The sequence below is a fragment of the Clostridium sp. BSD9I1 genome (assembly GCF_900185645.1).
Taxonomy (GTDB): Bacteria; Bacillota; Clostridia; order Clostridiales; family Clostridiaceae; genus Clostridium_AK.
The window spans coordinates 101,325-123,714 of record NZ_FYAM01000025.1 but is presented as its reverse complement, the minus strand read 5'-3'; the positions used below and the strand labels follow the sequence as shown (position 1 = coordinate 123,714).

The 22,390-nt window shown below is 30.6% G+C and carries 21 protein-coding genes and 1 tRNA gene; 10 read left to right on the top strand and 12 right to left on the bottom strand.

What is annotated here, in order from left to right; genetic code table 11:
• The 5 genes from BSD9I1_RS16160 to purR all read right to left on the bottom strand — a co-directional run bounded on the left by BSD9I1_RS16160 (position 1) and on the right by purR (position 4,570).
• A complete protein-coding gene (locus tag BSD9I1_RS16160; RefSeq protein WP_186431219.1) occupies positions 1-687 on the bottom strand; it encodes a response regulator transcription factor in 687 nt (228 codons plus the stop codon).
• A 178-nt stretch (positions 688-865) separates the two neighbouring features.
• Entirely contained in the window at positions 866-1,825 is a 960-nt protein-coding gene (locus tag BSD9I1_RS16155) for a ribose-phosphate diphosphokinase (protein WP_186431200.1), read from the bottom strand.
• Between the two features lie 19 nt (positions 1,826-1,844).
• Positions 1,845-3,215, bottom strand: coding sequence for a bifunctional UDP-N-acetylglucosamine diphosphorylase/glucosamine-1-phosphate N-acetyltransferase GlmU (gene glmU / locus BSD9I1_RS16150; RefSeq protein ID WP_186431199.1), 1,371 nt, complete (start codon positions 3,213-3,215; stop codon positions 1,845-1,847).
• Positions 3,216-3,369: 154 nt separating this feature from the next.
• On the bottom strand, positions 3,370-3,654 hold the full coding sequence (gene spoVG, locus BSD9I1_RS16145) for a septation regulator SpoVG (protein ID WP_035306851.1): 285 nt from the start codon (positions 3,652-3,654) through the stop codon (positions 3,370-3,372).
• Between the two features lie 97 nt (positions 3,655-3,751).
• The gene (gene purR / locus BSD9I1_RS16140) at positions 3,752-4,570 is read right to left on the bottom strand and encodes a pur operon repressor (RefSeq protein ID WP_035306847.1); all 819 of its coding nucleotides are present in this window, start codon (positions 4,568-4,570) and stop codon (positions 3,752-3,754) included.
• Positions 4,571-4,755: 185 nt separating this feature from the next.
• Between purR and murC the strand changes: the two genes are divergently transcribed.
• From murC to BSD9I1_RS16105, 7 genes are all read left to right on the top strand, one after another.
• The gene (gene murC / locus BSD9I1_RS16135) at positions 4,756-6,132 is read left to right on the top strand and encodes a UDP-N-acetylmuramate--L-alanine ligase (protein ID WP_186431198.1); all 1,377 of its coding nucleotides are present in this window, start codon (positions 4,756-4,758) and stop codon (positions 6,130-6,132) included.
• Between the two features lie 72 nt (positions 6,133-6,204).
• Positions 6,205-6,516, top strand: coding sequence for a hypothetical protein (locus BSD9I1_RS16130; protein WP_035306840.1), 312 nt, complete (start codon positions 6,205-6,207; stop codon positions 6,514-6,516).
• Between the two features lie 98 nt (positions 6,517-6,614).
• A tRNA-Pro gene (locus tag BSD9I1_RS16125) sits at positions 6,615-6,690 on the top strand.
• 175 nt (positions 6,691-6,865) lie between these two features.
• Complete coding sequence (locus BSD9I1_RS16120) at positions 6,866-8,209, top strand: [Fe-Fe] hydrogenase large subunit C-terminal domain-containing protein (RefSeq protein WP_035306837.1); 1,344 nt, start codon at positions 6,866-6,868, stop codon at positions 8,207-8,209.
• Between the two features lie 68 nt (positions 8,210-8,277).
• Positions 8,278-8,931: an HAD family phosphatase gene (locus BSD9I1_RS16115; protein ID WP_186431197.1), complete on the top strand. Its 654-nt coding sequence runs from the start codon at positions 8,278-8,280 to the stop codon at positions 8,929-8,931.
• A gap of 181 nt (positions 8,932-9,112) precedes the next feature.
• The gene (locus tag BSD9I1_RS16110; protein ID WP_186431196.1) at positions 9,113-9,463 is read left to right on the top strand and encodes a hypothetical protein; all 351 of its coding nucleotides are present in this window, start codon (positions 9,113-9,115) and stop codon (positions 9,461-9,463) included.
• Positions 9,464-9,541: 78 nt separating this feature from the next.
• Positions 9,542-10,717 carry a class I SAM-dependent rRNA methyltransferase gene (locus BSD9I1_RS16105; RefSeq protein WP_035306828.1) on the top strand — a complete coding sequence of 392 codons (1,176 nt, stop codon included), beginning with the start codon at positions 9,542-9,544 and terminating at the stop codon, positions 10,715-10,717.
• 115 nt (positions 10,718-10,832) lie between these two features.
• Here the strand turns inward: BSD9I1_RS16105 and BSD9I1_RS16100 are convergent, their stop codons facing one another.
• From BSD9I1_RS16100 to BSD9I1_RS16080, 5 genes are all read right to left on the bottom strand, one after another.
• Positions 10,833-11,534 carry a 2-phosphosulfolactate phosphatase family protein gene (locus BSD9I1_RS16100; protein ID WP_186431195.1) on the bottom strand — a complete coding sequence of 234 codons (702 nt, stop codon included), beginning with the start codon at positions 11,532-11,534 and terminating at the stop codon, positions 10,833-10,835.
• 14 nt (positions 11,535-11,548) lie between these two features.
• Positions 11,549-12,487 carry a CdaR family transcriptional regulator gene (locus tag BSD9I1_RS16095; RefSeq protein WP_186431194.1) on the bottom strand — a complete coding sequence of 313 codons (939 nt, stop codon included), beginning with the start codon at positions 12,485-12,487 and terminating at the stop codon, positions 11,549-11,551.
• 12 nt (positions 12,488-12,499) lie between these two features.
• On the bottom strand, positions 12,500-13,609 hold the full coding sequence (locus tag BSD9I1_RS16090) for an ABC transporter ATP-binding protein (protein WP_186431193.1): 1,110 nt from the start codon (positions 13,607-13,609) through the stop codon (positions 12,500-12,502).
• An 83-nt stretch (positions 13,610-13,692) separates the two neighbouring features.
• Positions 13,693-14,628 carry a TIGR01212 family radical SAM protein gene (locus BSD9I1_RS16085; protein ID WP_186431192.1) on the bottom strand — a complete coding sequence of 312 codons (936 nt, stop codon included), beginning with the start codon at positions 14,626-14,628 and terminating at the stop codon, positions 13,693-13,695.
• 77 nt (positions 14,629-14,705) lie between these two features.
• On the bottom strand, positions 14,706-15,818 hold the full coding sequence (locus tag BSD9I1_RS16080; RefSeq protein ID WP_186431191.1) for a hypothetical protein: 1,113 nt from the start codon (positions 15,816-15,818) through the stop codon (positions 14,706-14,708).
• Between the two features lie 122 nt (positions 15,819-15,940).
• Between BSD9I1_RS16080 and BSD9I1_RS16075 the strand changes: the two genes are divergently transcribed.
• Both BSD9I1_RS16075 and BSD9I1_RS16070 read left to right on the top strand, forming a co-directional pair.
• The gene (locus BSD9I1_RS16075; RefSeq protein WP_186431190.1) at positions 15,941-16,993 is read left to right on the top strand and encodes a transporter; all 1,053 of its coding nucleotides are present in this window, start codon (positions 15,941-15,943) and stop codon (positions 16,991-16,993) included.
• A 58-nt stretch (positions 16,994-17,051) separates the two neighbouring features.
• The gene (locus BSD9I1_RS16070) at positions 17,052-17,951 is read left to right on the top strand and encodes a radical SAM protein (RefSeq protein ID WP_242966527.1); all 900 of its coding nucleotides are present in this window, start codon (positions 17,052-17,054) and stop codon (positions 17,949-17,951) included.
• Between the two features lie 20 nt (positions 17,952-17,971).
• On the opposite strand, the gene BSD9I1_RS16065 is transcribed toward BSD9I1_RS16070, so the two are convergent.
• Entirely contained in the window at positions 17,972-18,625 is a 654-nt protein-coding gene (locus BSD9I1_RS16065; RefSeq protein WP_186431189.1) for a phosphatase PAP2 family protein, read from the bottom strand.
• 62 nt (positions 18,626-18,687) lie between these two features.
• Positions 18,688-20,487, bottom strand: coding sequence for a heme NO-binding domain-containing protein (locus BSD9I1_RS16060; protein ID WP_186431188.1), 1,800 nt, complete (start codon positions 20,485-20,487; stop codon positions 18,688-18,690).
• Between the two features lie 383 nt (positions 20,488-20,870).
• On the opposite strand from BSD9I1_RS16060, the gene BSD9I1_RS16055 reads away from it, so the two are divergent.
• The gene (locus tag BSD9I1_RS16055; RefSeq protein ID WP_186431187.1) at positions 20,871-22,388 is read left to right on the top strand and encodes a SpoIID/LytB domain-containing protein; all 1,518 of its coding nucleotides are present in this window, start codon (positions 20,871-20,873) and stop codon (positions 22,386-22,388) included.
• Positions 22,389-22,390: the final 2 nt, after the last annotated feature.

Sequence of the window (22,390 nt, the reverse complement as noted above, 5' to 3'; positions counted from 1 at the left end):
TTATTTCACCTCAAACTTATATCCAACGCCCCAAACGGTTTCTATACTCCAATTAAATCCACCTTGAAGTTTTTCCCTCAGCCTCTTAACATGAACATCTACAGTTCTAGAGTCTCCAGGATAATCATATCCCCATACTTCACATAGTAGTTGCTCCCTTGTAAAAACTCTATTTTTGTTGCTTGCCAAGTAGTGTAAAAGTTCGAATTCCTTTGGAGGCATTTTTACTTCCTCACCCTTGTATATTACATTATAAGAATTGCTGTCAACTATTAAATCTTCAAACTTTAGTATTTCTTTATTTTCATTTTCCGAACTATATCTTCTAAGAACTGCTTTAATTCTCGCAAGTAATTCCTTAGGCTCAAAGGGTTTTACTATATAATCATCTGCTCCTAGTTCTAATGCTAAAACCTTATCAAAAGTCTCCCCTTTTGCTGTTAGCATTATTACAGGAACTTCAGAATCTTTTCTTATCCACTTAAGTACATCTACTCCATCTATATGAGGGAGCATTATATCTAACAATACCAACTCTGGCTTATACTCTAAAAAGGCTTCCTGTGCTTCTTTTCCGTCATTACTTACCCTAACTTCATATCCCGCATTTTCCAGGTACATTTTTATCACTTCACAAATATTATTATCATCATCTACTACCAATACCTTTGCTATTTTACCGTCCATCATTTTATGCTCCTCCTACCATATTTTATATTTTAAATTTATCATACACTATAACACTATTAATAGTATATATTTAAATTGTTACAAATTCTTTACTAAAGTTTATATTTTTAAATAAATTTTAAGAGGCATATATTACGGTCACTCGTAATATATGCCTCTTATAAATATCAAAGTTCTATTCTTCGAATAATTTACTTACTGATATTTCTTCATATATTCTTCTTATAGCTTCTGCAAATACAGGAGCTACAGATAACATCTTAAACTTATCACTCTTCTTATTTTCAGGAAGGGCTATAGTATTTAACATTATAAATTCTTTTATAACAGATTCATTTATTCTCTCTATAGCAGGACCTGATAATACGGAATGAGTACAACAAGCATATACTTCTTTAGCTCCCATTTTCATCAATGCACTAGCTCCATTAGTAATAGTTCCTGCTGTATCTATCATATCATCAACTAGTATGCAAGTTTTATCTTTTATATCTCCGATTATGTGCATAATTTCTGATACATTTGGTTTTGGTCTTCTCTTATCTATTATTGCAATTGGTGCATGAATTCTATCAGCAAACTTTCTTGCTCTAGTAACACTACCTAAATCTGGAGAAACAACTACAACATCATCTCTTTGATCAAATCCATTTTGAGCAAAGTATTTTCCAAGTATAGGAACGCCTAATAAGTGATCTACTGGTATATCAAAATACCCTTGGATTTGAGCCGCATGTAAGTCCATAGTTAAAACTCTATCTGCTCCTGCTGCAGTTAAAAGATCTGCAACAAGCTTTGAAGTAATTGGATCTCTAGCTTTAGCTTTTCTATCCTGTCTTGCATATCCGTAGTAAGGAATAACTGCTGTTATTCTTCCTGCTGATGCTCTCTTAAATGCATCTATCATGATTAAAAGCTCCATTAAATTATCATTTACTGGATCATTAGTAGACTGAATTATAAATGCATCTATACCTCTAACTGTTTCATTGATGTCTACACATATTTCTCCATCACTAAATTTACCTACCCTTGCATCTCCTAGCGGCACTCCTAAAATTTCTGCTATATCCTTTGCAAGCTCAGGATGTGAATTACCGCTAAAAATCTTAATACTTTTTCCGTGGCTTATCATTAGAAAGACCTCCTTAGAATTATTTACTAAATCCTTTTTTAATTACCCATTGTTCCTTATTTACTTGTTTTGCTCTGGCAATAGCTAACGCATCTTCTGGTACATTTTCAGTAATTGTTGAACCTGCAGCTATATAAGAATTATCTTTTACTTCTATAGGCGCTACTAGGTTAGTATTGCATCCTATGAATACATTGTTCCCTATAATAGTCTTATATTTCTTACTACCATCATAATTCACTACAACTGTACCACATCCAAAATTACACTTACTACCTACCTCTGCATCTCCTATGTATGTTAAGTGTGAAACTTTAGTATTATCTCCAATAATAGATTTCTTTATTTCTACGAAATCTCCTATTCTTGCAGACTTTCCTATTCTACTTTCTGGTCTTATATATGCAAAAGGACCTACTGTAGTATTTTCTCCTATACTACTTTCCAGTATAACTGAATTTTGTATAGTTACTTTATCGCCAATAGTACTACTTTGAATTCTAGAATTAGGATATAATATACATTCTTGACCTATGATAGTACTTCCTCCAATTACATTTCCCGGGTAAATAATCGTGTCATTTCCAATTATTACTCCAGGTTCAATATATGTGTTATTTGGATCTATTAAAGTAACACCATTTTCCATATGTCTATTATTTATTCTTCTTCTCATAATACTTTCTACTTCAGATAATTGAACTCTAGAATTTACACCCATAGTCTCTTCAAATTCTACTGGTAATGCACCAACCTTAAATCCTTTACTTTTTAATATTTCAATTACATCAGTTAAGTAGTATTCTCCTTGAGAATTATTATTTGACAATAATTCCAAACTTCCTAAAAGTTCATGTATATCAAAACAATACATACCTGCATTTATTTCATTTACTTTTAATTCTTCGTTATTACAATCCTTATGTTCTACTATTTTCCCTACTTCTTCATTTTCTTCTCTTATTATTCTTCCATATCCTGTTGGATCGCTCACAATAGAAGTAAGTATAGTTGCTTTATATTGATCTTTTTCATGGAAAGAAATTAGATTTTTTATTGTATTAGATGTAATAAGTGGGGCATCCCCTGTAAATATAGCTACAGTGCCTTCCTTACCCTTTAAAAAGTCCTTTGCGCATTTTACTGCATGACCTGTCCCTAGCTGCTTATCTTGAAATGAATATGAAACTTTTCTAGATGAAGTGTCGTTTTTTACTTCATCTGCTCCTTTTCCAACGATTACATTTATGTCATCTACTTCTGCCTCTTTTAAGGTATCTATTACATGATTAACCATTTCTTTTCCGCACACTTTGTGAAGTACCTTTGGTAAGCTTGATTTCATTCTTTTTCCTTCACCAGCAGCTAATATTATAGCACAATTATACATTTTACCACCTCTTATAGGCACATTTTTACATTATTATATATAATAATATAACTTCTTACCTATTATTATATTTTATATGCATATCAATTGCAACATTGCCGAGCATATTCAGAAAATTTGACAAAATAAAAAGGAGTACTAATACTCCTCCTTTTTACTCTTCTGTAACGTCAGTAACTGCTTCATCCTTTACCTTTTCGTACTCATCTAAAATAGACTTTTGTATTTTTTCTCTTGTCTGAGTATTTATTGGATGAGCTATGTCTTTAAACTCTCCATCTGGGGTTTTTCTACTTGGCATAGCAATAAATAGTCCATTTTGTCCTTCTATAACTTTGATATCATGTACAACAAACTCATTATCAAAAGTTACGGACACAATGGCTTTCATTTTACCTTCAGCGGCAATCTTTCTAACTCTTACATCTGTAATTTGCATAAAAATCCACCTCCACGATGCTTATGATAATAATATTCTCTACGTTTTGTATTTTTCCTTCTTATTTTTTAAAAAAATATATAATTTTTAGAATATTTTACATTCTTATCTTTTTGGATACATTTAAGATAGCATTATCTTCTCCATCTAATCCTTCAAACTCAATAATGGATACATAATTATCTACTAACTTTTTATCCATTTCTATATTATCTATAAGTACACCAATGCCTACCAAATTACTTTCAAATTCTTTTAGTAAATTCATTATTCCAAGGGCAGTTCCACCAGCTTTCATAAAATCATCAATAAAAATACAATTACTTCCCTTATTAATAGTTCTTTTAGATAAAGTCATGTTTTGTATTCTATTAGTAGAACCTGATACATAATTTATACTCACTGTCGGTCCTTCTGTCACCTTATTTTCCCTTCTCACAACTACTAATTGAACCCCAAGCATTTTAGCCACTTCATAAGCTAACGGAATACCTTTGGTTTCTACAGTCACTACATAATTTACACCTTTATTATTAAATGAAGATGCTAATATTTTTCCAGCTTTACTAATTACATCCGGATTAAACATTAAATCTGTAACGTAGAGAAAATTCCCTGGTATTATTCTTTCTCTATCTTTTAAAATCATGCATAATTCTTCAGCAAATTTTAGACTTTCTTCCTCAGAAACTCCTCCTATGTATCTTACTCCACCAGCTGCCCCTGGTATAGTTTCTATTCTCCCCAAAGAAAGCTTTAATAAAATTTCCTTTATTGCAATTAAATCTTCGCTTACAGTAGATTTCGCGGCATTAAACATTTCAGTAAATCTATTCAAGTTTATTATCTTATTGGGATTTTCTATAAGTATTTTAGTAATAGCAGAAATTCTTTGATTTCGTGTAAATTTTTCCATATATATCACCTAACTATATTAATTACGATTATTCTTTATTAAATATTTCCTATTATTCATATTCTATTCTAAAAATAGAATATAATCAATGATATAGTAAAAATAAAAAATTTTTTAAGTGTTTTTTTAATGCTTTTTTGTATATAATTATTAGATGGAATGAAATTTACGAGGAGTTGAGCAAATTGCTACTTGATTTAGAAAAATACAAAGACAAACCTATACACTTTATAGGTATAGGTGGAATAAGTATGAGCGGTCTCGCTGAGATACTTTTAGAAAAAAATTATATTGTATCAGGATCAGATATGAATAAATCTAATATAACTGACAAACTTGAATCCATAGGTGCAAAAGTTTATATAGGCCATGAATCCAAAAATGTTGAACATGCAGGCTTGATAGTATATACTGCAGCGATTTCTGAAGATAATCCAGAACTTATAAAAGCAAAAGAACTTAATATACCTTTAATGGATAGAGCAGAGTTTTTAGGAAAGCTTATGAAAGGTCATAAATACAATATAGCTATATCTGGAACTCATGGTAAAACTACAACTACATCCATGATAACCCATATATGTCTAAAGGCTGATTTGGATCCTACTATATTGGTTGGTGGCAATTTAGATATTATAAACGGAAATGTAAGAACAGGAAAAAGCGAATATTTTATAACAGAAGCTTGCGAGTATAAGGCTTCATTTTTAAAGTTTTATCCTTATATAGGTACAATCCTAAACATCGATGCTGACCACTTAGATTATTATAAAGATATACAAGATATACAAGATACATTTGTAAAATTTGCAAAGCTTATACCACAAGAAGGTTACTTAGTTGCTTATGCTGAAGATCCTCATATGGAGCCAGTATTACAAGCTTGTAATGCCAATATATTAACTTACGGAATAGACAAGGGTGACGTAGTTGCTAAAAATATAACTTATAACGAAAAAGCTTGTGCATCTTTTGATGTATTTCAAAATAACAATAAATTATTTTCAGTAAACTTAAATGTACCTGGCAAACACAATCTTTTAAATTCTCTATCAAGTATATGCATAGCACTTATACTTGATATACCTTATGAAGATATAAAACTTGGAATTGAAAGCTTTGGCGGTGCTCATAGAAGATTTGAACTCAAAGGCACTAAAAATGGTATTACAGTTATAGATGACTATGCACATCACCCTACAGAAATCAAAGCTACACTAAAAGCTGCTAAAAATTATCCTAATAATAAAGTTATATGTATTTTTCAACCCCATACTTATACAAGAACTATAACCTTATTTAATGAATTCACTGAATGCTTTTATGATGCAGATGAAATAATCTTAGCAGACATTTATGCAGCAAGAGAAAAAGATACTGGGATAGTGAGTTCTTTAATGCTTGGTGATGCATTAAGGTTAAAGAATTTAAACTGCAAAAACTTTCATAGCTTTGAAGAAATATTAACTTACCTAAATGGTTCTTTAAATGAAGGTGATTTAGTCTTAACAGTTGGAGCAGGAGATGTATATAAAATCGGAGAAGATTTTTTAAATAAATAATTGAAAAATAAAAAGTGTAAAACACCTCTAAGCTGGTAACAATAAATATAACAGTACTAGGAGGTGTTTTTCGTGAGAAATTTTTTAATTTCTACTGCTGTAAACATAGTATTGATATTTATATCTTACTTTTTATTTAAAAAACTAATAAGTGGACCTACTCGCCATAAAATATATGAAAAAATCTTTAGTTCCTTTGCTAAATTTGTAATATCTATCTTTCTAATAACTGTAGTAATAACAAGTGTTAGTGCGTTAGTACTTTATAAAACAAGGTTTATTGCTTATATAAATGTAATAGCACCTGCTTTAGTCTCTATATTAGTTGGATTTGTCATGTCACTAGTTCCTACTCGAGGTATAGGTGATAAAGAGAAAAAGTAATTTTATTAAAAAAGAAAGTTGGTTTTCACCAATTTTCTTTTTTAATAAAATTTCTTCTTGAAATTCTTTAAAATTTCTTTTATAATATATTTTGTTATCGGGGTGTAGCGCAGATGGGAGCGCGCGTGGTTTGGGACCATGAGGTCGCAGGTTCAATCCCTGTCACCCCGACCAGAGGACTACCAAATGGTAGTCCTTTTTTTATTATAAAAATACTTTTCTATTCTATACCCTATATGTAATTAATAAATAATTTCCATTTAATAAGTGAATAATACTAAATATTATTCATTTATTTTATTTTATTATAAAAGCATCATTAACTACATATATAAAGGGGTGTTTATTAATGCACAAGTCCTATCAAGATTTATTTAAGAAACTAGTAAAAGCTCACTACGACGGTAATTTAAAAATTGAAATTAATAGTTTATTTTCTGATCCAGAAGTTAATAAGGATAAATTAGGTAGAGTCATATCTTCATTGTGCGGTGTAGAAGTAAAATTTGATGATAATTATATAGATAATCTTACAAAGGCTATAGAAAACTATTCCCCTTCTCAAAGAGTGGTATTTAAAATAGAAGACTGTATAGATGACTGTAAAAATCCAGAAGATTGTCTCTGTCATCAAGCCTGTCCCATTAGTGCTATTCTTTCAGATCCTACAAACAAGAAAATATACATAAATGATGAATTATGCTTGGATTGCGGTATGTGCATAGACAGTTGTCCTGAAGGAACTATATTAGATAACTCTGAGTTTATTCCTTTAATTAGCTTACTAAAGAGTGGCGCTCCAGTAATTGTTAGTGTTGCCCCTGCTATTGTAGGACAATTTGGTGAAGGCGTAACAATACATAAATTAAGAACAGCTTTTAAGAAAATGGGCTTCTCAGATATGATTGAAACTGCATTTTTTGCAGATATGCTTACATTAAAAGAAGCTGTGGAATATGACCATTTTGTACAAGACGAAAAAGATTTTATGATTACTTCCTGTTGCTGCCCTATGTGGGTAGGAATGCTTAGAAAAGTATATGCTGACTTGGTTAAACATGTATCTCCATCTGTATCTCCTATGATTGCATCTGGTAGAATTTTAAAAGCATTAAATCCAGATTGTAAAGTAGTATTTGTAGGACCTTGTATAGCTAAAAAAGCAGAAGCACGTGAAAAGGATATAGAAGGTGCCATTGATTTCGTACTTACCTTTGCAGAAGTAAAAGATATATTTGATGCACTAGGTATAGACCCTGATGAGCTACAGGAAGACGAATGCTCTGAGTATGCTTCTCGTGGAGGTAGGTTATATGCACGTACAGGAGGAGTCTCTTTGGCCGTAGGCGAGGCCATAGAGAGACTATTTCCCGAAAAATATAAATACTTAAAAACTGTTCAAGGCAATGGAGTACGTGAATGTAAAGAATTGCTTAATAAATTAAAGGATGGAGAGTTTACAGCTAATTTTATTGAAGGAATGGGCTGTATCGGAGGATGTGTTGGCGGGCCTAAAGCATTACTTCCCCATGAACAAGGTAGAGAACTAGTAAATAGTTTTGCAGATAAATCAGAAATTAAAGTAGCTATAGATAGTGAGTGCATGGGTGCACTTCTTCAAAAAATAGATATAAACTCAATAGAGGATTTTAAAGATAACGTTAAGATAAGAATATTTGAACGTGAATTTTAAATGATATATTTCATTACTTCATGCTATAATAGGATTACTATAAAACTATTGTAGAGAGGATGAAATAAATGTTTAAGGATATTAAGGCCGCTATATTTGATATGGATGGTACTTTAATTGATTCCATGTGGATATGGAATAATATAGATGTAGAATACCTAAAAAAACATAATATAACCATTCCTTCAGATTTAAAAGAAAATATAGAGCACTTAAGTTTTAGTCAAACTGCACAGTATTTTAAAGACAGATTTTCTCTTGAATCTTCCATAGAAGAAATAACAGATGAATGGAATAATATGGCCCTAAGTCAATACATCAATGATGTAACTCTTAAACCTGGAGCTAAGGAATTTTTGGCGCTGCTTAAATCTAATAATATTAAGATTGGTCTAGCTACAAGCAATTGTGATATGTTACTACAGGCTGCCTTGAAAAGCACAGGTATATATGACTACTTTGACTGCATCACCACTACTGGGGAAGTTTCAAGGGGCAAGAATTTCCCAGATGTATACCTACTTTGTGCAGAACGACTTGAAGTATCTCCTGATAACTGTATTGTATTCGAAGATATACTTCCTGCAGTAATAGGTGCTAAAGCTGCAGGGATGAAAGTAGTCGCAGTTCATGATTTATACGCTGAGCCTCAAAAGGAAGACTTAATGTCTTTAGCAGACTTATATATATATAAATATGACGACTTGATTGAAGCTGTTTAATAAAAACTCGTGCAAAGTCACGAGTTTTTTGTATATAAAAAACTTACATGAATAAAATATAATTATAAATAATTATATGGAGGCCCATATGTTTGCCTTTCTATTTATAATTCTTCTATGTCTATCACTTTATATTTCCTATTACTTTAATAATAAAGTTTATATTCAAAAAAGGCAGATAATGGTACTTAAGAAGCAATATGAAGAGCTTAAAGAATCCTGCAATGCAGAAGATAAAGCCTTAAATACTATAGTAATAAAATACAGGACACCTATTTACTCTAAAGTAAAAATTATGAGTTTTACTTATATTCATCTATCACCTTTAAATGACTCCCCTGTACTCTTCACTTTAAATCCCGAAACTATAATAAATGTGATAGACATGGGAGAAATACATGATATCCTTTGGCTTGAAGTCTTTTTCCCTCAAGAGGAACGAATTAATAATAAGGGATGGATTTTAGAATCGTCCATATGCTGGATCACAGAAGATAACCTAGACACTATACCTGATATAACTACTCTATAATTTTTATAGGGTAGTTCTATTATTGTATTATTCATTATGGTATACTACAAAAGTATTAAATATCGAGGAGGTTTTTTAATGGCAAGTAAGTTTTATTTATATAAAGGTCGCGGAAGAAAATCTGAGGCAGGTCATCCTTGGATATATTCTAATGAAATTGAAGGCTATGATGGAGAATACGTAAATGGTGATATTATAGAAGTTTATAATTTTAGAAATGAATTTATAGGCAAGGGCTATATAAATGATGCATCAAAAATCGCTATCCGTATAATGACTAGAGATATCAATGAGGAAATAGATGAAGATTTCTTTAGAAAAAGGCTAAAAAATGCATGGGAATATAGAAAAAAAGTAATAGATACTTCTAGTTGTAGATTTGTATTTGGTGAAGCAGACTTTTTACCAGGACTTATAATAGATAAATATGAAGATTATTATGTGATACAATCACTTGCCTTAGGTATAGATAAATATAAAGATATAGTAGTGAACATATTGAAAGAAGAATATGGTGCAAAGGGAATATACGAAAGAAGTGACGTTAGAGTCCGTGAATTAGAAGGAATGGAACAAACAAAGGGATTTCTTACAGAACCTTTTGACACTAATGTGATAATAACAGAAAATGGAGTTAAATATCACGTTGACTTGGAAAATGGTCAAAAGACAGGATTTTTCCTTGATCAAAAGGAAAATAGAAATGCAATACATAAACTTTGTAATGGTGCAGATGTATTAGATTGTTTTACTCATACAGGTTCCTTTGCGCTTAATGCCGGCATTGCTGGGGCTAAAAGCGTACTTGGCTTGGACATATCAGAACTAGCTATAAAGGATGCCACTAAAAATGCAGAACTTAATGGTCTTTCAGATATTGTAAAGTTTGAATGTCATAATGCTTTTGATGTTTTAAATAAATGGGCAAAAGAAGGAAGAAAATATGATGTAGTTATATTAGATCCTCCTGCCTTTACAAAATCCCGCTCCACTATAGATGGTGCAGTAAGAGGATATAAAGAAATTAACTTGAGAGGAATAAAAATGGTTAAACCTGGTGGTTTCTTTATGACTTGTTCCTGCTCTCATTTTATGAATCCAGAGTTATTTAAGGAAACCATAGCAGATGCTGCAAAGGATGCAAGAAGAACTTTACGCCAAGTAGAATTTAGAACTCAGTCTTCTGACCACCCTATATTATGGAATTCCGATGAATCCTATTATCTTAAATTTTATATATTCCAAGTAGTATAAGTATCAGTCTCTAGTAGTTGGGTGTAAGGGCATAGGATATATGAAAACTTTGCACAGCAAGGTTCATTAAAATTCTAATACCTTTAGCCCAACACCTATAAAAATGTCCGCATTTTTATATTATTAGCCCATCTACATATTCGGGAACTATGTCTATTATATCTTTTTTGCAACAGTATATTAAATCCTCTTCTAAGTTAAGCTCTTTTATCCTCTTAAAGTGACTGGCATTTTCTATGAACTCTAAGTTCGGGTTTTCCTTATATAAATAATGAGCTGTTTTAGCTATATCAGTTAACTCCACATCTAAATCCTTAACTAGGCATTCTATTATGTAACCGCTGCATAAAAAATCATCTATAGAAAACTCCCCATAAGTTCCTGCATTTACTAACACTATATCATTATTTAATTCTCCGAGCTTTTCAGCTACAGCCTTAGCATTTATTAAAGCTCCTATCAATATATTCCTTGCTCCCTCACTTCCTTTAATTGCTCTGGTTCCATTACTAGTAGTTATTACTATCACTTTATCTTCAACCATCTCGCATGTATATTCTAGCGGAGAGTTAGAACAATCAAATCCTTCTATCTTCAAGGCCTTTCTCTCTCCACCCAGTATATGTTTTTCTTTAGCCTTATTTACTATGTTTAATGCTTCTTCTATAGAAACCACTGGAATAACCTTATTACATCCATTATTTATTGCTGTTACTATAACCGAAGTAGCTCTTAGCATATCTATCACCACTACGGATTTATCAATAACTTTCTCCTTTTTTATATCATCAGCCGATATTATTAAGTCCACTTTCATTTTAACACCTCTATCTAAACTCTTTCTTTCCAAAGTAGGAATACTACATAAAAAACTATTGCATCCTTAAAATTTCTCAAATCAAAGTTTGTATCCTTATATATTTTATCTAGCCTATATATTAGAGTATTTCTATGTATATAAAGATTTTTTGCAGTATCGCTTATATTCAAACCACAGTTTATAAACTCTTCTATAGTAATAATTATTTCTTTATCTAAGTTATCAAGCTTATTTTTAAACATTTCTTTTATTTCATTCTTCATATTTATTGAAATAGCATCAACTATCTCCTCGAAAAATAATTTATCACTAAACAATACACCTTCCGGAACTTGAAATTTCTTTTTTAGGTATAACGTTTTTTTCCCATTACTATAGGCCCTCTTTAAAGAAAGGATACTTCTTATATTTATCCCAACACTTACCGCACAATCACAATATAATTCCATCATAATGGAATTCCTTATGCTTTCTGCATGCTCCATAACGTCTTCGAAATTTCCCAAAATTATAACATTGCCTTCATGGTATATGGAAATTACATCTTCACTATTATATGTTTCTTTTATAATTGCTAAGATTTCTTTATACTTATCTATTACATCAAATACTAACAGCGAACTATTATTAAATATGTATGGAATGACTTTTTTTGCATCTTCTTCTCGAATATCATTTCCAACCAAAATTTCCCTTAATAAATTTTCTCTTTTATTACTAACTTCCCTTAAATTATATTCTATTGTAAATTTAAGTAAAGGTGCATACATGTAGTTTTTCTCGTCTAGCTCTAATACGGCCCTATTATCAGATAAATTTAAATCCATGCTCATCAGACGTGTTTTATTAGTAATGCCAATAAAAGATATCCCCATTGTCTTACAGTAAAAATTAAATTTAATATTTGACTCATTAGAAAGCTCCATTAAAAAACTATCTATATTATGCACCTTTAACTCCCCCTAAAATATGGTTAACTCACTTTCTTTATCAAACAAGTGTATATTTTGAGGCAATAAAGCAATGGTTACTTTATCTCCTGATTTTGATTTTGATGAACCATTTACTCTTGCAGTAAAACTATGATTTTCCTTACTTAAATATAAATAAGTTTCAGCACCCATAAGTTCTGTTACTTCTACATCAGCAGAAAATACTGAACCTGGGTAAGTTTTAATTAGCTCCTCTTTATCACTTAAATGTTCTGGTCTTATACCCATAACCACTTCTTTTCCTATATATCCCCTATCCTTTATTATTTTAGCTTTATCCTGTGTCAATAGTACTTTATCTTGCCCAAATACTACATAGGCTTTGCCTTCAATTTCCTCAATCTTAGAATCTATAAAATTCATTTGAGGACTTCCTATAAATCCTGCTACAAACATATTCACTGGATGCTCATATATGTTTTGAGGATTATCCACTTGCTGTATTATACCATCCTTCATTACCACTATTCGCGTACCTAAAGTCATGGCTTCTGTTTGATCATGAGTTACATATATAAAAGTAGTTTGTAACTTTTTATGCAGCTTTGCTATTTCTGTTCTCATTTGAACTCTAAGTTTTGCATCTAAGTTAGATAAAGGCTCGTCCATTAAAAATACTTTAGGATTTCTGACTATTGCCCTTCCCATAGCAACCCTTTGTCTTTGTCCACCTGATAATGCCTTTGGTTTTCTATTTAATAGATGCTCAATATCAAGTATTCTCGCTGCTTCTTTAACCTTTTCATCTATCTCGCTTTTAGGAACCTTTCTAAGCTTAAGGCCAAATGCCATATTATCATATACAGTCATATGTGGGTAAAGTGCATAATTTTGAAATACCATTGCTATATCTCTATCCTTAGGAGCTGTATCATTTACAAGCTTATCCTCTATATATAATTCTCCCTCACTTATTTCTTCCAGTCCCGCTACCATTCTTAAAGTTGTAGACTTACCACATCCTGAAGGTCCTACAAATACTATAAATTCCTTGTCATTTATATCTAAGTTAAAATCCCTTACTGCTGTAACATTGCCTGGGTAAACTTTATACATATGTTTTAATGATAAACTAGACATATAATTCCCTCCTAATAACTTTTAATATATAATATTTTACCACCTAGGCAATATTAACTCAATTTACATAAATTACAAAATTATTAGTGATTTTTTGTATTATAATACAACCCTTGATATAAATTTCTTTCCTGAAGGCTTTTATCTATACTATTTAATATCTCCCATTTTTTTAAACTCCACTGTGGGCCTATGAGAAGACTTCGAGGAGAATCTCCTGTAAGCCTATGTATGACAATATCTTCTGGAAGCATTGCAATTGCTTCACATATTATATCTATATACTCTTCTTGTCCTAAAAATTTTAACCTTCCTTCTTCATATAGCTTTACCATAGGAGTATCTTTCATTAAATGAAGCAGATGGAACTTTACTCCTTGAATGTCTTGATGTGATAGATATCTCACAGTTTCAAGCATATCTTCTTTTTTCTCCTCTGGAAGTCCAAATATTACATGTGTTACTACATCTATATTTCTTTTTCTAAGTTGATTTAAAGCTTTTTCAAATACTTCTAAGGAGTACCCCCTATTAATTATTTTTGACGTTTTTTCGTGAATTGTTTGTAATCCTAGTTCTACCCATAAGTATGTCTTTTTACTGATTTCACTTAATAACTCTAGAACTTCTTCACTTAAACAGTCAGGTCTAGTAGCTATAGCAAGTCCTATTACTCCATCTTCTTTTAATGCTTGATTGTATTTTTCCCTTAGCTCCTCTATAGGAGCATATGTGTTAGTATACGCCTGGAAATACGCTATATATTTGCCTTCCTTCCATTTATTTTTCATCATTTTTTTTCTATCTTCAAATTGATCCGATATAGAAAACTTTCTATCCCCTGCAAAATCTCCAGAGCCTCTGGCACTACAAAATACACATCCTCCGCTGCTGATGGTTCCATCCCTGTTAGGACATGAGAACCCTGCATCTAAGGATATCTTGAATATTTTACCTCCAAATTTATTTCTAAGAAAATAATTTAAACTATTGTATCTTTTGTCTCCAAAACCTATCATATATACACCTCTTGTTTTTCAAGTAATAAGGTACTCATAAACATTATAATTTATGAGTACCTTCCTTTCAATTAACTCTACATCTTTGAAGGCTTAAATTCTTTTAAATCCAATTGCCATCTTCCTATATATTTTCCTATAGTTTTATCAGAATTTGTACGTGGAATAACCTCATAATTTAACACTTCCTCACTAAAAGAAGAATATACTATATCGACTTTATCTATGGGGTAGTTTTGCTCAAATTCATAAGGTATTAAATCTCCACCTTCACTTGCGTATAATCTTATGCATTTTCCTCCACCCTTCTTAGTATATTGCATAAGTATATATTTCTCATCTGATGAAAAAGTTAAAAAGTTTATTTTAGCATTTTCCAGTATATCAAGAGCCGTAATTTCCTTTCCTATAGGCTTTTCCCTTAAGCCGCTTCCATCTGCACCTCCTTGGCCTTGGCCCTGACCTCCTTGACCTCCCTGTCCTCCTTCATTTTTTCCTCCCTGTGTTGGCATACTTTCATCTACTCTTATAAGTCCAGCGAAAGAATATCTATCATTATATGTGGTTACTGCTATATCATATCCATGAAAGCTAAATGACATGGGGCCATAGTTATCTTTAGGCACTAATATCTTGTGAGTTCTAGCCTTGTCATCCTTTGAGAATGCGTAATTGGGCAGCCCCGCTGTGTCTACAATTAAATTTGACTCTACATTACTTTTACTTTTTAATCTTATTTGACTCTTATCTGCTCTAGCTTCCTTTTCTGAAGTACTTTGTATGTCTTCTATTTTATATTCCTTCTCTTCTTGTATTATTTTGATAGAATATTCATCTAAGGATGCATATGGTTCAGTTTCATTAGATCGAATGACTTTAATTTTAAAAATCCCTGAATTACCTACCTCATTAACTTCCTGCATACTATATCCTTTTATTTTTAATGGTTGCTTTTCTGTACTTTTAGTTGTCTTAGATAACTTTTTTGAATAAAACTTGTTAGCTTTTTCATAATCCTCTTGCATTAAATACTTTATGTAATTTTCCGCAATGCTCTCTGCTGCTTTTATATCAAATTCCTTGACTGGTTCTTCGCTTTGCTTCTTCTTAGAAGACATAAGTCCACAGCCGCATAAAGATACGGTAACTAATAAGCTTAAAATCAGGCTAATGCACTTTTTTATTTTCACGGCAATTCCTCCTTCCTCTTTTAATATAGTCTTTCACAAAAATAAATTTTTAGTTGAAAAATCATTTTTTTATAAATTATATATATACATATATGGAAAAGCATTTAATAAAAGGAGAAGATATGATTAAAAAAATTATTACTACTTTACAAATTTCTGCAGTTTTTATAGGCACTATTGTGGGAGCTGGCCTGGCTTCTGGCCAAGAAATTAAACAATTTTTCTCAACTTATGGGTATAAAAGCTTTATAGGCATATGCATATGCTGTATGTTATATATATTCACTTATTATATAATAGTAAATTTATCTCAAAAGTATAATTTAAAATCTTATAACGACTTGATAATGCTTATAAGCCCAGGTTTACTTGGAAAAGCCACTCATATATTTACTACACTATTTTTACTTAGCAGTGCTTCAATTATTCTTGCAGGAAGTGGTGCCTTAATACATCAATACTTTAATGTTTCAAAATGGGTTGGACTTATTATTATGGCCTTTTTAGCAGTTATTTTTCTTCTTCGTGATACCAAAGGTCTTATAGAGGTAAACTCAATTATAGTTCCTTCGTTATTTTTAGTAATAATAACAGTATTTATACTATATCTTTTCTTTTACGATAACATGAGTATTTCCTATATAAAGAGTATTAAACCTTTTAAGTCTCCTTGGCTACTTTCCTGCCTTCTTTATGGCAGCTTTAATATATTATCATCTAGTGGTGTAATGGTACCTTTAAGCCGGGAAATAAACAACTTTAAAATTACTTATATAGGAATTGTAATTGGTGCTTTAGGGCTGACTATACTATCATTAATAATAAATCTCTTATTAATTTTAAATATTCCTTATATATTTAACTATGAAATTCCACTATTATATGTTTCAAATAGATTTGGAGGCGCAATTCAAGTAGCACTTTTAGCTATTATTTGGCTTGAAATGTTTTCTACTGAAGTTTCCGATGTATTTAGTGTAAGCAAGAATCTAGAGCAAAAATTTAAAATTCCTTATAAAAATGGATGTTTTATTATCCTAACTTTAGCCATTTTAATTTCTCAAATAGGTTTTGTAAAACTTATAACTTTTCTATATCCTGCCTTTGGAGTTGTGGGAATAATATTCATAGTTCAATGCTTTATATTTTATTTTAAAAATAAACGGATGTTTTAAAATAATACTATATGTTGTATAATTATGATTTATAATTATAACTAATGAGGTGTTTGATTTGATAAGTATACTTTCTGAGTGTAAACTATGCCCAAGAAATTGCAATGTAAATAGGTTAAATAATGAAAAAGGATTTTGCATGGCAAGTATAAATCCTAAGGTAGCACGAGTATCTTTACATCACTTTGAAGAACCTTGTATTTCTGGAACAAGTGGGTCTGGCACAGTATTTTTTTCAGAGTGCAACTTATCCTGTGTATTTTGTCAAAATCATTCAATTAGTGAAAACCACGTAGGAAAAGAAATATCTATAAAAAGACTTAGTGAAATTTTCTTAGAACAGCAAGAAAGAGGTGCTCATAATATAAATCTTGTGACTCCTACTCATTATGTTCCACAAATAATAGAAGCTCTTGATATAGCTAAAGCTAACGGTCTTTGTTTACCTATAATATACAATACTAGTTCCTATGAGAGCTTAGAAACCATAAAATCTTTGAAGGGATACATTGATATATATCTGCCTGACTTAAAGTATTATAATGATAAGTTTGCCATAAAATACTCTAATGCTCCTAATTACTTTAAATATGCTTCACTAGCCATTGAAGAAATGGTAAACCAAACTGGTAAATGTGAATTTGATGAAAATGGGATAATAAGAAAAGGTGTTATAATACGGCATATGATGCTGCCAGGACTTTTATTTGACTCAAAGAAAATAATAGATTACATTTATAATAAATTTAAGGATTTAGTATATGTTAGCATAATGAATCAATATACTCCTTTAAATAAAGCCAAAGATTATCCTGAAATAAACAAGTCTGTAAATCCTAAAATATATGAATCATTCGTAGATTATTGTATTTCTATAGGAATTACTCAAGGATTTATACAAGAAGAGGGTACAGTAAAAGAAAGCTTTGTTCCTAAATTTGATATGAGAGGCGTCTAAAAACCTGTAGATAATATTATCTACAGGTTTCTTGTATTTTTTATCTGCTTAGTCGTTACAATGTTCATCAATTTAAATAATATACACCCTAAAAATATAGCCCCTATTGTATCTACAAAATAGTGTTGCTTTATAAACAAAGTAGACATAATTATTAGCGTTGCCAGCACACTACAAGTTATTTTTACTGTTATGCTTACTTTGTCGCTTGAATTTACATACATAGCCACTAACAATGAATTTAAAACATGGATACTTGGAAAACAATTGTAAGGATTATCTCTTTGGTATATAAATGCCACCATCTGTGAAAAAACATCTTTTTTTATTATTATGGGTCTTGGCACATGGGATGGATAGAGATAAAACACCCCATAGCTTATAAGCATTCCTATTGCTAAGCACGCCAAGAGTTTGAAGTAATTATCCTTATCTACTATACAAAGATATAACAAGAACCATGCTACATAGGCATACCACAGCATATATGGCACTACAAAAAAAGCATTAAAAGGAATGAGATCATCTATAAATGTATGCATAACAACTGACCTTACACTTGGTGTATTTAGAATAGGATATATCACGCTTATAATTGGAATTATTAAACTAAATACTGCTCGTTTCGATATTTCCTTCCATTTACAAAGGATTACATTATAAAGATGCTCCATAGGAAAGCTGCTGTAAATAAAATCTATTTACTGTAAAAGCAGCCTTCACCTCCCATTCATTATTATATTATATATTTAGCAAGTTCTCCTTTAAAGCCTTCTGTAACTTTCTTGAATTCTTGAATATTAGCGATAAGTTTCTTTAATTCATTAGTATAACTAGAAACATTAGCACTTACTTCTTCAGATGATGCCGAATTTTCCTCTGCAATAGCAGCTAAAGACTCTATATTTTCAAATACACTTGAAATTAAATTAGCTTCATTATTTAATTCATTAATAGTTTCTATCATAGAAGATGATACAGTTTTAACTGAATTAGTTGCTTCGTAACTTATATCCTTGACATTTTCTAAATTTTTAGTCTCAACTTCTAATATTACATATTGTGTATCTATTTCTTCAGAAAGTATTTTTGTTTGTTCTGCAAAACTAATTAGGTTAACATTAATCTCTTGTACAGCCTTTTTAGTTTCTTCCGCAAGCTTCCTTACCTCTTCTGCAACTACTGCAAAACCTCTCCCCTGCTCCCCTGCCCTTGCTGCCTCTATAGAAGCATTTAAAGCTAATAAGTTAGTTTGTTCAGATATTTCAGACACCATACATACAATATTTGTTATATCCTTAGCCTTATGTTGAAGTTCTATTCCTTTATTCCTAACCTGCTGAAACTTTTCAAGATTTAACATAATATTTTGGCTGCTATTTACTACATATTCATAGCTAGTATTAATTTTATTAATTGCCCTTTCAAGCTCTAACTTATTACTATTTTCACTGTTTACTATTTTCTTTAAATTTTGTATATTATCATTTAAAACCGCTACAGCATGTTCAGTGTTTTCAGCTTGACTTACAGCACTTTCTGCCACTTGCTCTACAACTCCAGATATTTCTTCTGATGTTTGATTCATAGAACTACTAATATTATTTATTCTATCTGCAAATGTATCCATTTCATCTGTAACACCTTTAAATCCAACAAAATCAGCTTTTATATTTCTTTTATATTGTTTTAAAAGTGTAAATATATCTTCGAAACTATCTCCAGTCACAATATCTCCGTCTTCTATGTACTTATTATTTACTATCTTTTGAATTTCTTCTTTTATTGCCTTCTTCGGTGCCATTAACATACTGCAAGTTATATAGGAAAGTACTCCATTTATAACTGGTATGGACAATGCTTTAAAAATATTATTTACTCCAATAAATCCTAGTGTGCTTATTAAAGATGTTATAAACGTAATTATTCCTACCTTTACCCCCATATCCTTTATAAACCCTAAGGACATAATTTTATTAAATCTATACACTCTCTTATAATATATATCATTCTCAAAAGTTAATTTAAGTTTTAGAGAATTTTTATTTCTTTCGACTTCCTGTATTCTTATATTTTCCTTGAAAAATCTTATACTTCCTTCTGTAAGTCCTAAGAAATAATCAAACATTCCTCTATCAGATTTATAGTAAAATATAGCTTCATTATTTGAAATAGGTTCTATAGTAACCAAAGGCGGCTTTGCCCCTGGAAACTTCTTGGTCATTACTACATGCACATCAAACATTGACTTGAAAAATGAATATAAATTTTCATGTTCGAAAAATGCTGGAAAATCCTTATGAAATGCAGTAATGTTATCTATCCCTATATTTTTCCACAAATCCTTTTCACTTATATTATTTTCATTAGCTATATATTCTATTACTTTTTTTACTTTAATATCCTCTACAGTTTCTACTGGAGAAAATATTTTACTTCTGTTCCATCCCACTGCTTCCATAGCTTCATTTACTACCTCATCTTTATAAAGACTTCTGCAAGTTCTTAACCATGTAGCAACTACTGTCCCCTTCATTTACCTTCCCCCTAATAAATACTTTTATATAAATTATAACTTATCATCTATGTTTTTACAAAAAATAATAGGTTATAATTAATATAAAATTGTAATATTCATAAAATATAGAATTTGCTTTGAGGGGTGAAAATTTGTTTAGGATTAAGAATATATTAATACTCTTCTTAATTATACTGACTTTTATACTATTTTTCCCAAGGAAAGTTACCCATGCAGTAGTAGCTGGGAAATATAATGACTATACAAAAGTATACATAAATAATAGGCCTCATAAAGTTAAACTATCAAAAACTTATGGTTTGGGGACAGTCTTAAGCTATAAATATAACCTTATAGGTATCTTCTCCCTTAAAGAGGAATTCCCTTTAAAGGATCGCATAATGAAAAAAAATATTAATACCTATGATCTTGAAAAGAAAGGGCCTATATCTCTCGTATCTAAGTCTCAATATTACTTTTATGATGGTAATGTACTTGTACCTTCTGACAGTGAAAAGATATTAGTGGGGAAAAATAACTTGAATATGTATCTTGATGATAAAGGCAAATTAAAAACTATTATCATCACCCCAGAGGATTATACTAATATGAGAATTGGAATATCCACTACAAAGTTTTCATCCATTTATCATCCAAATATTGAAATAGAATGTTTGTCTTCTACTCTACTCTATAGCTTAAGAGAAAACTTAAAATTAGATATAGCCAAGAATAGTAAAATTACTATTACTCCAAATACAGTGTTGTTAAATGATAAAGAATTAAAATTCAAAGAAAGACTTTATTTAAAAGGCGAAAACTTAAGGATTAATTCTATAAGAAGAGGTTCCCCTGATTTTATTCCTTCCTATAGTGGAATTCTTGAAATAACTTCTGAAAAGGACAATAAGTTGCTTATAATTAATGAAATTTCCTTAGAAAATTATCTAGTTAAGGTTGTTCCCTCTGAAATGCCAACCATTGGAGGTTTAGAATCCTTAAAGTGCCAAGCTATAGCTGCAAGAACTTATGCATTGTCTGATATGCTGCAATGTAGATTTGCAGAACTTGGGTTTTATGTAGATGATAGTACTCAAAGTCAAGTTTATAACAATACCCCTACTAATTCCATGGCAACTGAAGCTGTTAATTTAACTAAGGGACTAATTATGACAAACAAAGATCAACCTATAGATGCTAAATACTACTCAACTTCCCCCGGCCTCGGAACTTTGTATGATGATGTATGGTTCAAAGAATATGGAACTTCTGAAAATAAAGATTATTATTTTACAGGATATTATATTAATAATGTTAACAAATCACCAATAAACGAAGCAGAATGGCTACAGTTTTTTAAGAGTACAAAATATGATGCGATAGATTTAGAATCACCTTATTTTAGATGGAATGTAGAAATTAAAAAAACTTCTCTTGAAAAATCACTTATAAAATCACTTAAATACTTATTTGAGAATAGAAAGGATTACGTGAGTGTAAAGTCCAACAATTCATCTAAAGGCTTTCCAGAACTTAAAGAATTAAAAGATATTAAAGTAACTAAGCGTAGTAAATATGGAAATATAATAGAAATAAGCTTTATATTTTCTAACGCAACAGTAAATGTACAAAATGACTATAATATTAGAAGTGCCATAAGGCTTAATAAAGATTACACTGATGAAATTATACCTATTATAAGGCATAAAGGTGAACCTTTGATAAATAATAATCTTCTACCATCATCGTTCTTTTCTATTGATAAAGTTAATGATGCTTTTATAATATATGGTGGTGGGTATGGTCATGGAGTTGGTATGAGTCAATATGGAGCTATGGCGCTATCTAAGAGTGGAAAGGATTTTAAATCTATTCTAAACACATATTATAAAAATATAAATTTAACTAAACTATATTAAAA

Bases quoted from the DNA above. Each gene is read 5' to 3' on its own strand.
- BSD9I1_RS16160 (WP_186431219.1), bottom strand. From the start codon at position 687: ATGGACGGTAAAATAGCAAAGGTATTGGTAGTAGATGATGATAATAAT.
- BSD9I1_RS16155 (WP_186431200.1), bottom strand. From the start codon at position 1,825: ATGATAAGCCACGGAAAAAGTATTAAGATTTTTAGCGGTAATTCACAT.
- glmU (WP_186431199.1), bottom strand. From the start codon at position 3,215: ATGTATAATTGTGCTATAATATTAGCTGCTGGTGAAGGAAAAAGAATG.
- spoVG (WP_035306851.1), bottom strand. From the start codon at position 3,654: ATGCAAATTACAGATGTAAGAGTTAGAAAGATTGCCGCTGAAGGTAAA.
- purR (WP_035306847.1), bottom strand. From the start codon at position 4,570: ATGGAAAAATTTACACGAAATCAAAGAATTTCTGCTATTACTAAAATA.
- BSD9I1_RS16120 (WP_035306837.1), top strand. From the start codon at position 6,866: ATGCACAAGTCCTATCAAGATTTATTTAAGAAACTAGTAAAAGCTCAC.
- BSD9I1_RS16115 (WP_186431197.1), top strand. From the start codon at position 8,278: ATGTTTAAGGATATTAAGGCCGCTATATTTGATATGGATGGTACTTTA.
- BSD9I1_RS16110 (WP_186431196.1), top strand. From the start codon at position 9,113: ATGGTACTTAAGAAGCAATATGAAGAGCTTAAAGAATCCTGCAATGCA.
- BSD9I1_RS16105 (WP_035306828.1), top strand. From the start codon at position 9,542: ATGGCAAGTAAGTTTTATTTATATAAAGGTCGCGGAAGAAAATCTGAG.
- BSD9I1_RS16100 (WP_186431195.1), bottom strand. From the start codon at position 11,534: ATGAAAGTGGACTTAATAATATCGGCTGATGATATAAAAAAGGAGAAA.
- BSD9I1_RS16090 (WP_186431193.1), bottom strand. From the start codon at position 13,609: ATGTCTAGTTTATCATTAAAACATATGTATAAAGTTTACCCAGGCAAT.
- BSD9I1_RS16085 (WP_186431192.1), bottom strand. From the start codon at position 14,628: ATGATAGGTTTTGGAGACAAAAGATACAATAGTTTAAATTATTTTCTT.
- BSD9I1_RS16075 (WP_186431190.1), top strand. From the start codon at position 15,941: ATGATTAAAAAAATTATTACTACTTTACAAATTTCTGCAGTTTTTATA.
- BSD9I1_RS16065 (WP_186431189.1), bottom strand. From the start codon at position 18,625: ATGGAGCATCTTTATAATGTAATCCTTTGTAAATGGAAGGAAATATCG.
- BSD9I1_RS16060 (WP_186431188.1), bottom strand. From the start codon at position 20,487: ATGAAGGGGACAGTAGTTGCTACATGGTTAAGAACTTGCAGAAGTCTT.
- BSD9I1_RS16055 (WP_186431187.1), top strand. From the start codon at position 20,871: ATGAAAAAAAATATTAATACCTATGATCTTGAAAAGAAAGGGCCTATA.